This window comes from Inquilinus sp. CAU 1745, from assembly GCF_039839375.1.
Taxonomy (GTDB): Bacteria; Pseudomonadota; Alphaproteobacteria; order DSM-16000; family Inquilinaceae; genus JBDOQU01.
This window is the reverse complement of sequence record NZ_JBDOQU010000012.1, coordinates 107,695-121,233: the sequence shown is the minus strand read 5'-3', so window position 1 is coordinate 121,233 and position 13,539 is coordinate 107,695. Positions and strand designations below refer to the sequence as shown.

Below are 13,539 nucleotides of genomic sequence, written 5' to 3'. Positions count from 1 at the left end.
AGCAAGGCGAAAATAAAGGCTGGCCTCCACCAGATTTTGTGTCACACTTTCCTTCCGCTACGACATGCAGCGCCGCAACCCGGCGTCTGTCGCGCGGGCGCCGGCCGGGGCAGACCCGCCGGGCGCGAGACCAGGGCAAAAACACAATATATGGGGACTTACGGGCCATGCGCATCGAGCGTCGATTCACCAAGCCGGGACAGGACGCCTATGCAGGCCTCGCCTTCCGCAAGGCGGTCAGCGAGATTCGCAATCCCGACGGTTCGGTCGTCTTCCGCCAGGCCGACATCGCCGTGCCGGAATCGTGGAGCCAGGTCGCCTGCGATATCATCGCCCAGAAATATTTCCGCAAGGCTGGAGTGCCCGCGCGCCTGAAGAAGGTGGAGGAGAACGACGTCCCGTCCTTCCTCTGGCGGTCGGTCGCCGACGAGAAGGCGCTGGCCGAGCTGCCGGAGAACGAGCGGTTCAAGGGCGAGGATGATTCGCGCCAGGTCTTCGACCGGCTGGCCGGCACCTGGGCCTATTGGGGCTGGAAGGGCGGCTATTTCGATAGCGAGGACGATGCCGCCGCCTATTTCGACGAGATGCGGCTGATGCTGGCCCGCCAGATGGCCGCGCCCAACAGCCCGCAATGGTTCAACACCGGCCTGCACTGGGCCTACGGCATCGATGGGCCGGCGCAGGGCCACCATTATGTCGACTACCGCACCGGCAAGCTGGTCAAGTCGAAGTCGGCCTACGAACATCCCCAGCCCCATGCCTGCTTCATCCAGTCCGTCGGCGACGATCTGGTGAACGAGGGCGGCATCATGGACCTCTGGGTCCGTGAGGCGCGGCTGTTCAAGTACGGATCGGGCACCGGTTCCAACTTCTCCCGCCTGCGCGGCGAGGGGGAGCGGCTGTCCGGCGGCGGCAAGTCCTCCGGCCTGATGAGCTTCCTCAAGATCGGCGACCGCGCGGCGGGGGCCATCAAGTCCGGCGGCACGACGCGGCGCGCGGCCAAGATGGTGACGGTCGACATCGACCATCCGGACATCGAGGCCTATATCGACTGGAAGGTGGTGGAGGAGCAGAAGGTCGCGGCGCTGGTCGCGGGATCGAAGCTGGCCAACCGCCACATGGGCGCGGTGATGCGCGCCTGCCACATCGCCGGCCTGTCGGACGAGGCGCGGTTCGATCCCAAGCGCAATCCGGACCTGAAGGCCGCGATCAAGGCCGCCCGCGCGGTGATGATCCCGGAAAACTACGTCCAGCGCGTGATCCAGTTCGCCCGGCAGGGCTATCAGGAGATCGAGTTCCGGACCTATGACACCGATTGGGATTCCGAAGCCTACCTGACCGTCGCGGGCCAGAACTCCAACAACTCCGTCCGGCTGACGCAGGCGTTCCTGGAGCAGGTGCTGGCCGACGGCGAATGGAACCTGATCCGCCGGATCGACGGCAAGGTCGGCAAGACGCTGAAGGCGCGCGATTTGTGGGAGAAGGTTGGTCACGCCGCCTGGGCGTCGGCCGATCCCGGCGTGCAGTTCGACACCACGATCAACGACTGGCACACTTGCCCGAATTCCGGCCGCATCAACGCGTCGAACCCGTGTTCGGAATACATGTTCCTGGACGACACGGCGTGCAACCTGGCCTCGCTCAACCTGATGCAGTTCCGTCACCCCGACGGATCGATCGACATCCCGGCCTATGAGCATGGCTGCCGCCTGTGGACGGTGACGCTCGAGATCTCGGTCCTGATGGCGCAGTTCCCGTCGAAGGAGATCGCGCGCCTGTCCTACGAGTTCCGGACGCTCGGCCTGGGCTACGCCAATATCGGCGGCCTCCTGATGGCGATGGGCATCGGCTATGATTCCGACGAGGGCCGGGCCATCGGCGCGGCGCTGACGGCGATCATGACCGGTGTTTCCTACGCGACCTCCGCCGAGATGGCGGAGGAGCTGGGGCCCTTCCCCGGCTACGGCAAAAACCGGGAGGAGATGCTCCGCGTCATCCGCAACCATCGCCGCGCCGCCTACGGCGAGGCGGCGGGCTATGAGGCGCTGTCGGTCAACCCCGTGCCGATCGTGGCGTCGGACTGCCCCAATCCGGCGCTGGTCGCGGCGGCGACGAAGGCCTGGGACCGGGCGCTGGAACTGGGCGAGGCCCATGGCTACCGCAACGCCCAGACGACGGTGATCGCGCCGACCGGCACGATCGGCCTGGTCATGGATTGCGACACCACCGGCATCGAGCCTGATTTCGCGCTGGTGAAGTTCAAGAAGCTGGCCGGCGGCGGCTACTTCAAGATCATCAACCGCGTGGTGCCGGAAGCGCTGCGCACGCTGGGCTACCGGCAGCAGGAGATCGAGGCGATCATCCAGTACGCCGTCGGCCACGGCACGATCGTCGGCGCGCCGGCGGTCAATCCCGTGTCGCTGAAGGCGAAGGGCTTCACCGAGGAAGCGCTGGAGAAGCTGGAACAGGGGCTGGGATCGGCCTTCGACATCAAGTTCGCGTTCAACAAATGGAGCCTGGGGGAGGAGTTCTGCACCGATACGCTGGGCATCCCCAAGGCGGCGCTGGACGATCTGTCCTTCGACATGCTGGCCTTCCTGGGCTTCACCCGGACGGAGATCGAGCAGGCGAACATCCATGTCTGCGGCGCCATGACGCTGGAGGGCGCGCCTTATCTGAAGGACGAGCACCTGCCGGTCTTCGACTGCGCCAACCCCTGCGGCAAGATCGGCAAGCGGTTCCTGTCCTGGGAAAGCCACATCCGCATGATGGCGGCGGCCCAGCCCTTCATCTCCGGCGCCATCTCCAAGACCATCAACATGCCGAACGTCGCGACGGTCGAGGATTGCAAGGACGCCTACATGATGTCCTGGCGTCTGGGAGTGAAGGCCAACGCCCTTTACCGCGACGGGTCGAAGCTGTCCCAGCCCCTGTCGGCCTCACTGCTGGACGATGCCGAGGATGAGGACGAGGAGACTTTCGCCGAACGGCTGGCTGGCGCGCCTGACGGCGCCCGAGCCCCGATGGTCGCCGAACGGATCGTGGAGAAGGTGATCGAGCGGGTGATCGAACGGCCCCACGGCCGGTCGCCCCTGCCGACCCGGCGCAAGGGCTATACCCAGAAGGCGATCGTCGGCGGCCATAAGGTCTATCTGCGCACCGGCGAGTACGAGGATGGCCGGCTGGGCGAGATCTTCATCGACATGCACAAGGAGGGTGCTGCCTTCCGGTCGCTGATGAACAATTTCGCCATCGCCGTCTCCATCGGCCTGCAATACGGCGTGCCGCTGGAGGAGTTCGTGGAGGCCTTCACCTTCACCCGGTTCGAGCCGGCGGGCATGGTCCAGGGCAACGACACCATCAAGATGGCGACATCGATCCTGGACTATCTGTTCCGCGAACTGGCGATCTCCTATATCGGCCGGACCGACCTGGCCCACGCCCAGCCGGAGGATCTGACGCCCGACACGCTGGGCGGCGGCGACGGCGAGGGCGATCTGCCGATGAACCCGGCCGCCGACGTGCGGGCCGCCCAGCAGGCGGCGCTGCAGAAGGTGGCGTCCACCGGCTTCGTGCGCGGCAATCTGCCCCCCTTCCGCGTCTTCGACGGCGGGCTGGCGGGACAGGCGGTCGCCCAGGCGACCCAGGGCGCCACGGCGCTCGCGGCCGACTATGTGGAAGACACACTCGTCGTGGAGGACCGACACACCCGCTCGGTCACCCACACCCACCAACACGCCCCCGCCGCGCCGGCCGAAGGCCCGTCGAAGACGGATGTCCGCCGCGAGGCCATCGCGATGGCCCGCGCCCGCGGCTATGAGGGCGACCCCTGCCCGGAGTGTCAGAACATGACGCTGGTCCGCAACGGCACGTGCCTCAAATGCGACACCTGCGGCGGCACGACGGGCTGTTCGTGATAGCCTCCCTGTGAACTACGCCCGGCCATGCAGGCCGGGCGTTTTTCTTTGCGTGTGACGGACTGCGACGCACATCAACGCGATCAGGGGACGCCCCCTTCGAATGCGCCGATGTCAATTCGGCCCTCCAGAACCCGAGGGAAACCAGGACCTCGCTGGTCGAACTCCGGTGGCGGCATGAAGTTCGGGTCGCCGGCATTAACTGCGGGACTGCCGGATCGCGGCGCGTGAATTGCGATGGTTCCGCCATGACGTTCCAATGGGCCGAGCCGGGCGTCGATCAAACTGCCGGCCGTTCCGACCTGATCGCCCGGGGCGTTAAATCCGGTGCTCCCAGCTCCATTGCCAACCAGGTTGTAGCCATTGCTGGTGACTGCTCCGTCAACATCGAGACCCTGGTTCGCCGCCACAATGCTATGTTGAATGTCAATTGTCGATGTAGAGGTCATATCCTGGACCTTGATGCCATCTCTGCCATTAAAGGCGATTGTTGTGCTTCTGATTGTCACCCGACTATTTGGGCCTTCGATATCAAGCCCGTCCTCGCCGTTGTGACTGCTTGTGGCTTGATTTAATTTTACGCTGTTCTGACTTCCCGCAACATCAATCCCGTCGTTAAAGGATGAAGGATCCTCACCATTGTTGTTGATGGTGCTATTTTCGACGATCAATGCATTGCCGTCGCCTTCGACCTCTATGCCGTCCTGTCCGGCCAATCGAACAGTGCTGTTGATGACGAACAAAGCATTCCTGGTGCCTTCGACGGATATGTTGTCTTCACTTCCCTCTACGACGCTGTCGATAACGCGAATTTGATTCAGCGCCCCGCCGATCGAGACGGCATCGTCCGACAACTGTCGTGCCACTCTGACATTGGTAAGCGCCACGGCGATGCCATTGCTGCCGTCGTTGACCTGGAGGCCATCTTCACCTCCCTCGATGGCGATGGCGGTGAGCGCGACCGAGATCCCGCTCCCGCCGATCCTGACGATGTCGACCTCCGGGTCGTCACTCCGAATGACGAGCCTGTCCGGTCCCGGGCCTGTAATGGTAACGCTGTCCAGGATCTCGAGCGGGCCGCTCGTCAGCACAATCGCCTGACCGTCGAGTTCGCCGTCAAAGGCGATAGCATCGGCGCCCGCCGCAATGTTGGCGTCGAGAACAGCCTGCCGAAGCGAACCGGCGCCGCTATCCTCGGTATTAACGACTGTGAATGTCAGAGCGCTTGCGGCTGATGTTGACAGCATTCCGAGTGCGCCGAGCGTTACGCCCAAGATCCTGTTCATGGCAGTCTCCCGATTGTCGCTCCGGATGTACGCCAATGGCGAGACTCAGGAGAATGCCGATGATCTGCGACGGAGGGAAGTGGCTCAAAAGCGTGTCGAATGCGGGTTAAATCTCTCCGTCGGGTCCCAGGGTCTCGGCGCGACGCGATAGGAAGAAGGTCGATATCTGGCCCATGTCGCGGATCGCGACCGACCCGCGTGGCTCGAAGACGTAACGGCCCTCCAGGATACGCTGCACGGCCTCGGATACATGGATGCGGTTCGGCATCCCGTGGCTCTCCAATCGGCTCGCCAGGTTCACCGTGTCGCCCCAGACATCGTAGATGAACTTGTGCGTCCCGATCACCCCCGCCACTACCGGACCAGTGTGGATGCCGATCCGGACCTTCAGCGGTGTTCCTGCTTCCCGGGAGATGCGGTCGGTCGCGTCGAGCATGCCGAGCGCCAGTTCGGCGACGGCTTCGGCATGGTCCGGTCTGGGTTCGGGCAGACCGGCTGCCGCCATGTAGGCATCGCCGATCGTCTTGATCTTCTCGATTCCCAGATCGAGGGTCAGGCGATCGAAAGTCGTGAAGACCCGGGTCAGGTACTCCACCAGATGGACGGCCGTCATACGCGAAGCGATCGCCGAGAAACCGACTACGTCACAGAAGAGAATGCTGACCTCTTCCAGCCGATCGGCGATCGCCCTTTCGCCCTGATTCAAGCGGCGGACGATGGAACTGGGCAGGATGTTGTGCAGGAGGACCTCGGACCGTTCCTTTTCGGCTTTGAGCTCGGTGAGATACAGGTGCTCACGATCGCGCCAACGCTTGCGCTCAAGACAGGCACTGATGCGTGCGCGCAGGAGAACCGGGTCGCATGGCTTGGGCAGATAATCTTCCGCCCCGGCTTCGACGCAGCGAATGATGCTTTCGGTCTCGTGGATGCCTGAGATCATGATCACCCGAACTTCGCGGAGCCCCGGATCCGCACGCAGTCGGGTCAGGACCTCATAGCCGTTCATGTCCGGCATCATCAGGTCCAGCAGAACAAGGTCGAACTCACCGTCCGCGAGCATATCGAGCGCTGCGCGCCCGGAGGAAGCGTGCGAAACCATGTGACCGTCGCGAGCGAGCCGCCGGCACAGCAGGTCGCGATTGCTTTCATTGTCGTCGACGACGAGGATTCGGCCGATTTCAGACCTTAGCGCAGGGGCCCCTTCGATCGGCTGAAAGGCACGCATGAGATCGGCCGCAAGGTTATCGGCGTCCTCATTGCCGGTCCGGTCTGCCTCGCGACGCGAGAAGTCAACCACGCTATCCAACTGTGAAAGCAGGCGACGGGCCTCGGTAAGGACGCGCTCGATGTCCGGCCGCAGGGCGCCCAGGTCGACGCTGTCGCATTCATCCAGGATCAGTTCGCTGTAGCCCATGATTGCGTTCAGCGGCGTGCGCAGGTCGTGGCGCAGTTTGGCTTCGACAATCGCCAAGTCGCCGTCGGAAGCAATGTCCGGCATTCCTGCCGGATCGAGCAGACGGTCCAGCAACTCGGCCAGAGTTCGGACGGCGCCAAGAATGCGGCCCAGATCGGCCAGGATTGCATGGAGACCAAGGCGCTCGGCCTCCTCGACGACAATCTCCTGATAGCCGATGATCGAAGTGACCGGCGCGAGCAACTCTTGACGGATGTGAGCCAGGCTGGCGCGGCGCTGGCGCTCGATCAGAGAGTCGGTCGTGGTCACCGGTCGGCAGGCTCCGTGGCCACCTCGGCACGGGATGCCCCGAGGAGGCGTTCGATCTTGTCGAGCAACCGACCGAACTCCACCGGCTTGGTGTCATACTCGTCGCACCCCGCCTGAAGAGCCTGCTCGCGATCCGTGGACATGGCGTGGGCGGTCAGGGCGACGACTGGAATATCCCGCGTGTCGGGCCGTGACTTCAACCGCCTCGTTACTTCCCACCCGTCGAGCACGGGGAGGCTCATATCCATGAGGATCAGGTCTGGGCGCCGACCGACTGCGAGGTTGAAGCCGGCCTCTCCGTCTATCGCAATCAGGACCTCGAAGCCCTTGCGCACAAGCCTGCGCGAGAGCATGTCGCGGTTCATTTCATTGTCTTCGACCAGGAGGATTGTCGCCAAGCGTCCGCCTCCCCAGAGTTGCCAATAGCGGGGCGCCGGCCCGCGATTGGCGTTGGATTAAAGGTTACGACACGGCCAGACGCCGCGCCAGCATTTCACGGATGACCCGGATCAACTCCGACCGCCGATACGCACCCTTATGGAATACGCGTTCGGCGTGGTCCCGAAGCCACTCGGCCTCATTACGCGAGAGATCCTTGGCCGTTATCACGACCACCGGAATCGTCCGTAAGGTTTCGGCCTGCCGCATGGTCTCGAGCATCTCGAGGCCGTCCATCTCAGGCATCATGAGGTCAAGCAGCACGAGCGCCGGCGTGGAATCGCTGAGCGCCTCCAGGCCCTCTCGGCCATTGGTCGCCTCACGCACACGCCAGCCTTCCCTGGTCAGCATCCGCCGAAGCACGTCCCGTGTCGCGGGGTCGTCATCGACCACGAGCACTTCGCCCGTCCCGTCGACGGCGCGGTACCGCGTGAGCAGCCGGAGCAAGGATTCGGTATCGACCGGCTTGACGAGGAAGTCGGTCGCGCCGAGCGCATAGCCCATCTCCCGGTCGCCCAGGACGGTGACCATGAGCACAGGGATGTCGGACACGTCCGGATCCTGTTTCAGCGAGCGCAGGACGGACCAACCATCCATCTCGGGCATGATCACGTCGAGCGTGATTGCGTCCGGCCGGGTTTGTCGTGCCAGCCTCAGCCCTTCGGCCCCGCTCATCGCGTGGATCACGCGGTAGCCATGCGCGCCAAGTTCGCGCTCCAAGAGTGCATGAGTGGAGCGTTCGTCGTCGATCACGAGGATCGTGCCGCTACGGCCACGCACGAGGTCGACGGTGCTCCGCTCGATCGTTTCACCCTCCCGGATCGCCGGCAGAAGGACGGTGAACGTCGAACCCTTGCCATGTTCGCTCTCCACTCGCACGTCGCCGCCGAGCATGCGGCAGAAGTGCTTGGTGATGGCGAGACCGAGACCGGTGCCGCCGTAATGGCGCGTGGTCGAGGCATCGGCCTGCGTGAAGGGTTGGAACAGCTTGGCAAGTTGCTCCTGCGTCATCCCGATACCGGTATCGGTGACGCGAAACTCCAGCCATTGCCCCGAATCGTCGGCCAGCCGGCGCGCGCTCAACGTGATCTGGCCATCCTGGGTGAACTTCGCGGCATTGCTCAGAAGGTTGAAGAGGTTCTGGCGTACTTTCGTCGGGTCGGAGCGCATACGGCCAAGCTCGCCCTCGAACAGAACTTCGAGTGTGTTGTTCTTGCGCTCGATCAGCGGTTCGATTGTGGTCCGGACGTCGTTCAGCATCGCCGCAACGTCGAATTCCTCGATAAACACATCCATCTTCCCGGCTTCGATCTTCGACAGGTCAAGTATGTCGTTGATCAAGGCGAGCAGATGCCGGGCGGCCGAACGGATCTTCTCAAGGTCAGCCGCCAAACCGTGCTGTCCCAACTCGTCCGCCTCTTCGAGCAGCATCTCGCTATAGCCGATAATGGCGTTGAGCGGCGTCCGGAGTTCATGGCTCATGTTGGCGAGGAACTGGCTTTTCGACTGGTTTGCTTCCTCGGCTTGATCCTTGGCGACCAGCAGTTCGGCGTGCTTCAGGGCGCGGTCGCGCGCGGTCTCCTGGAATACCTTGAGCGCCGCTGCCATCTCGCCGATTTCATCGTGACGATGTAGTGCTGGCACCGTGATCTCGGTATTGCCCGCAGCAAGCTCCCTCATGGCGCCGATAATCCTGGCCATCGGCCGAACCAGATTGCTGGCGCCGAACCAGCCGAGTGCAAGCGCAAGCGCGCAGGATATGGCGCCAAGCACCAGGAATTGCGTCTGCAATCGTCCAAGACCGGCGAGCGCAACATCCGTCGCGACGGCGGCGTGGAGTTCCCAATGCGGGTCGGCGAACGGCGGCTGCGCCCGGGAGAACGCGGTCGCGACCAGGTACGGACGCTCGGCGAGTTGAACCTCGCGGATAGCGTCGTCTCCATGAGCACCGAAGGACGCGTCGGCCTCGATCAGGTCGGAGGCATAGGGAGTCGTGTAAAGGGTAACGTGACTCTGATCCTGGCCGCGTCCCCGGGGCTGTCCCTCGGTCTCTTCGGACTTCGCGTGCTCGCTCGTGAGCAGCGCCACGATCAGGTCCTGGCCTTGTTCCGTGCCGGCGATCGAAATCTGCTCGAGACGGCCCTGCACCCGGTCCCACCCGACGACGCCGACCAGGCTCCCGATCACCAGATCCGGATCGTAATTCGCCCGGATCGGCATGGCGAGGATCATCGAGAGGCCCGGCCGAAGCTCTACATGCTGGACATCGCCTTGGTAGATTTCGCCAACTTGCGTGGCCGCGAAGAACGGCTCTTCCGCAAGAGATCGGCCGATATTGGCCGGATCCGCCGCGGCAACCGCCGTGCCGTGCCGATTGACGACCAGCAGGTCGGCGAAGTGCGGATACTGCTCGCGAAGACGTGGTAGCTCGGCAGCGATGCCGCCGCTTGCATCGTCGATCAGGACCTCCTGCATGACTTGCAGTCGGCTCCAGGTCGACAAATCGACCAAGGCATCGCTGAAAAACAACTCGAACTGGCGAAGCGTGTCACGAGCGACGAGGGTCAATTCGGAATCGACCAGATGCCGCAGAGCCTGCTTCGCTGTGATGAAGGAACCGATCGCCACTGCACAGAGCGGCAGGAGCGCGCAGAGCACGAACAACGCGATCGACTTCTCGCGGATTTTCAGATGCGTGCGCCGTGGGCGGGGCGCATCACCGCCGACGGCCCGGCCAGGGTCGGCCGATACCGACCAATCTCCAGTCTTGGACGACCCGGAAGGCGACATCGCACCCCACACCGTCGGTAGTCAGGGTTGCCGAACCGATCCCGCCGTCCAAGCCGATCCCCGACCGGGGCGCCGGGAAATCGTCGTCACTCGATTATTTGTACGGTAGGCGGATGGCGCAACACAATGACAAATCAAAGCCGCCCGACGAAAGATTTTCGACTTTTAGTTCTCCGGCGACTGGTTACATCACCGCGATCAGCCGGCCGCCGCCGGCGGTGGTGGAGACGGGGGCGCGGGCGCCGGGGGCGAGGCGGAGGCGTTCGACGGAGCCGCCGTCGAGCTGGTAGACCACGACGATGGTCCGTGCGGAATGCCGGTTGCCGACGAAGATGGCGGGCCGGCCTTCGAAGGACCCGCGCGCCAGGTAGGCGGGCCCGTTCTCCGCGATGGTTTCCAGCCCGGCCGCGCCGGCGTCCTGGAGGCCCGTATCCTCATAGCCGTAGGGCCACAGCTCCTCCCCCGGCTTGGCGAGGTCCGCGCAAGCCGACAGGGCGAAGGCGGCCGCCGCCGTGATCAGGAGGCCCGGAATCTTGGTCATGATCGTCATGATATCTCCCTGATGTCTTCGTCGGACGACATGGATCGTGGCAGAACTCTATGATGGCTCGCGGCTTCGCGCCACCGGCCACCCTAATCGGGGGAGGAATCGCGAGGTCAGGAGCGTGAGGAACCGCCTCAGGGAATCGAGCGACCGACCCGGTCGCTCCGGGTCCAGCAGGTCGGTTTCCGTCAGCGCCTTCTCCTCCTCCGTCAGTTCGGGCGGGACGAAGGGGCGGAGCGAGCGTTCGGAACCGCGCAACCCCTCCACCGCCTGGATGAAGGAGGCCGACCGCGCGAAAGCCTCACCCGCCTCCTCCACGCTCTTCCCCAGATGCTCGGCCAGGAGCCGGTTGCGGAACGCGACGATGGCCCGGCGGAGGTCGCGATCCTCTTCCCCGGCTTCCACGGCCAGGTCGCACTCCGTGTCCAGCCCCAAGGACCGGTTGTTGAGGTTCGACGAACCGACCCGCAGCAGCCTGTCGTCGATCACCATCACCTTGGCGTGGACATAGATCGGCGTTCCACCCTCCGTCACCGGCGTATAGAGCCGGAAGCGTCCATGGGTGTCGGACCGTCCGATCAGGGAGAGAAGCCGCGCGCGGGCCGATCCCATCACCTCTTCCTCCAGCCAGCCGTCGGCGGTCTCCGGGTTCACGACCACGATCTCCGGCCCTTCGGGCTCTCCCAACCGCCGGACGATGGCCTCCGCGATCCGGCGGGAAGCAAAGTACTGGCTTTCCAGATAAATTGTCCGCTGTGCCGAACCTATGGCTTGAAGATAGAGCGCCTCGATCTCCCGCGCTTCCGGCTGGTCTTCATGTTCCGGCTGGGATCGGGCGATGGCGACGTCGATATCGCGCAGCATCGGCGCCAGCCCGTCCGGCCAGAGGTCGCCGCCTTCCGGCGGGACGGGAAGTCCCTCGCCGGTGGCTTGACGCCATCGCTCCCGCGCAAGTTCGCCCAGCGCCCTGGCGACTTCCCCGTCGACGGCCGTCGTCACGTCGTGCCAGGGGCCGTGAAGGCTGCCGTCCGGTCGCCGCCTGTTGGGGTTGCGGTCGGCATGGTCGGAGGTGTCCCAGCGATCCACCGTTATGTCGATGCCGCCGCAGAAGGCCAGGGCGTCGTCGATCACCACGATCTTCTGGTGATGGCAGGCGGCGACGGGATGGTGGCGGTCCAGCTTGAAGCGGACCCGACGCCGGCTGGCCATCTGCAGCAGGACCAGCGGCATGATGCCGTGCCCCAGCGACTGCACGATTCCCGGATCCCATTTCAGCAGGTGGATTCGGAGATCTGGTCGCTCCCGCACCAGCCAGCGGAGGAACCGCCCCAGCCGGTTCGGCGCATCCTGCCGGTGGCCGTCCCGTTCGAGCGTGATGCGGGTGTCGAAGTCCCAGCCGACCAGAAGGATCGAATGGCGCGCCTTCATCATCGCCGATTTCGCCGCCGTGAAGTAATCGGCGGCGTCAACGATCGGCGTCATCCGGCCGGCGCGGGCGATGCGCCAGCAGGTCTCTCCCGGACGGAGAATCGGCTTCCTGTCGGCTGGAGGGCTGTCCATCGCATCGTCCGTCATGGCCGGAGGCGTCCTGGGAGAACTATTCCCGCCGCCCGAGGAACTGGCCGAGGGGTTCCAGCGGTTCCAGATGATCGCAGAAGATCTTGACCGCGGCCAGTAGCGGAACCGCAATCAGCACGCCCGCCGCGCCCCACAGCCAGCCCCAGACCAGCAGGGAAAGGAAGATGACCACCGGGTTCAGGGTCAGACGCCGGCCCAGCAGCATCGGCGTGAGGAACTGGCCTTCCAGCGAGGTCAGGCCGAAGAAGATGAGCGGCGGGACCATTGCCTGGAACACCGTTTCGAAGGTCAGGAGCGAGATGGTCGCGATCACCGTCAGCGAGACCAGCGACCCCAGGTAGGGGATGAAGTTCAGGAGCCCCGCCATCGCGCCCCACAGATAGGGATTGGGCAGGCCGCACCACCACATGGCCAGCGTCGTCGCGATGCCCAGGCAGGTGTTCACCGCCGTGATGGTGAAGAGATACCAGGAGACGTCGCGCTGCGCGTGGCGCGCTATCTCCACCGCCCGCCGCTTGTCCTGGAGCCTCGGCAGCACCGTGACCAGCTTGCGAAGGAAGAGATCTCCCGACGCCAGAAGGAAATAGAGCAGGACGAGCGTAACCGCCGCCGACGCGATCACCGACGCCGTGCCGGTGAGGAAGCTGGCGGCGACGCTGGGTCCCTGGATGACGACCGGAACCGGGTTGACGCCTTCATCGCCACCGCCCTGGTCGCCATTGTCGGTCAGCGTCTGCACCTGCTGGGTCGCTTCCTCCATCCCCTGCATGGCGTCGCGGATGCCGGCTAGCTTCGATCGCGCCTCCAGGAAGGAATAGGGCGCGCGGTTGATCCAGTCCTGCGCCGGGCCGGACAGCCACCAGCCGACGACCGCGACCATGCCCAGCACCGAAATGAGCACTATCGCCGCGCCGACGCCGGTCGGAATCCTCATCCGCTCCAGCCGCTGCACCACGGGCGTCAGCAGCAGGTTGAACAGGAAGGCCAGCACGATGGGGATGAAGAGAGCCTTCGCCATATAGAGCGCGGCGAAGGTCATGATAACGAAGATGCCAGTGACGGAGATCGCCGTCACCATCTGCCGGTTGATCGCCACCTCCGCCGGCGGCGGGGGCGGATCGTCCTTCACGGCCTCGTCGGTGGTCTGGTCCTGAACGTTTTCGGAGATGCTGGCGCCGGTCATGCCAAGAGGAACGCTCCGGGGAGGCTGTTGATCCCGGCGATGTGAATATCCCGCCAACTGGACAGGTTGAACGCCGACAA

At 64.4% G+C, this 13,539-nt stretch carries 8 protein-coding genes; 1 reads left to right on the top strand and 7 read right to left on the bottom strand.

The window, feature by feature from the left end; translation table 11 throughout:
• The first annotated feature begins 167 nt into the window (after positions 1-167).
• Positions 168-3,917 (top strand): vitamin B12-dependent ribonucleotide reductase, encoded by a 3,750-nt coding sequence (locus tag AAFN89_RS14700; RefSeq protein ID WP_347539830.1) that lies wholly within the window; start codon positions 168-170, stop codon positions 3,915-3,917.
• Positions 3,918-4,000: 83 nt separating this feature from the next.
• On the opposite strand, the gene AAFN89_RS14695 is transcribed toward AAFN89_RS14700, so the two are convergent.
• The 7 genes from AAFN89_RS14695 to AAFN89_RS14665 all read right to left on the bottom strand — a co-directional run bounded on the left by AAFN89_RS14695 (position 4,001) and on the right by AAFN89_RS14665 (position 13,459).
• Positions 4,001-5,203: a right-handed parallel beta-helix repeat-containing protein gene (locus AAFN89_RS14695; protein WP_347539829.1), complete on the bottom strand. Its 1,203-nt coding sequence runs from the start codon at positions 5,201-5,203 to the stop codon at positions 4,001-4,003.
• Positions 5,204-5,309: 106 nt separating this feature from the next.
• The gene (locus AAFN89_RS14690; protein ID WP_347539828.1) at positions 5,310-6,926 is read right to left on the bottom strand and encodes an adenylate/guanylate cyclase domain-containing protein; all 1,617 of its coding nucleotides are present in this window, start codon (positions 6,924-6,926) and stop codon (positions 5,310-5,312) included.
• A complete protein-coding gene (locus AAFN89_RS14685) occupies positions 6,923-7,324 on the bottom strand; it encodes a response regulator (protein WP_347539827.1) in 402 nt (133 codons plus the stop codon). Before AAFN89_RS14685 ends, AAFN89_RS14690 begins: the two co-directional genes overlap by 4 nt.
• Before the next feature lie 64 nt (positions 7,325-7,388).
• Positions 7,389-10,154 carry a response regulator gene (locus AAFN89_RS14680; protein ID WP_347539826.1) on the bottom strand — a complete coding sequence of 922 codons (2,766 nt, stop codon included), beginning with the start codon at positions 10,152-10,154 and terminating at the stop codon, positions 7,389-7,391.
• Between the two features lie 184 nt (positions 10,155-10,338).
• Positions 10,339-10,704, bottom strand: coding sequence for a hypothetical protein (locus AAFN89_RS14675; RefSeq protein WP_347539825.1), 366 nt, complete (start codon positions 10,702-10,704; stop codon positions 10,339-10,341).
• A 48-nt stretch (positions 10,705-10,752) separates the two neighbouring features.
• Positions 10,753-12,273 carry a phospholipase D-like domain-containing protein gene (locus AAFN89_RS14670; protein ID WP_347539824.1) on the bottom strand — a complete coding sequence of 507 codons (1,521 nt, stop codon included), beginning with the start codon at positions 12,271-12,273 and terminating at the stop codon, positions 10,753-10,755.
• Positions 12,274-12,295: 22 nt separating this feature from the next.
• Positions 12,296-13,459, bottom strand: a complete 1,164-nt coding sequence (locus tag AAFN89_RS14665) for an AI-2E family transporter (RefSeq protein ID WP_347539823.1) — start codon at positions 13,457-13,459, stop codon at positions 12,296-12,298.
• Positions 13,460-13,539 lie beyond the last annotated feature (80 nt).

Coding starts and splice junctions, on each gene's coding strand:
- AAFN89_RS14700 (WP_347539830.1), top strand. CDS start 168: ATGCGCATCGAGCGTCGATTCACCAAGCCGGGACAGGACGCCTATGCA.
- AAFN89_RS14695 (WP_347539829.1), bottom strand. CDS start 5,203: ATGAACAGGATCTTGGGCGTAACGCTCGGCGCACTCGGAATGCTGTCA.
- AAFN89_RS14680 (WP_347539826.1), bottom strand. CDS start 10,154: ATGTCGCCTTCCGGGTCGTCCAAGACTGGAGATTGGTCGGTATCGGCC.
- AAFN89_RS14675 (WP_347539825.1), bottom strand. CDS start 10,704: ATGACGATCATGACCAAGATTCCGGGCCTCCTGATCACGGCGGCGGCC.
- AAFN89_RS14670 (WP_347539824.1), bottom strand. CDS start 12,273: ATGACGGACGATGCGATGGACAGCCCTCCAGCCGACAGGAAGCCGATT.
- AAFN89_RS14665 (WP_347539823.1), bottom strand. CDS start 13,459: ATGACCGGCGCCAGCATCTCCGAAAACGTTCAGGACCAGACCACCGAC.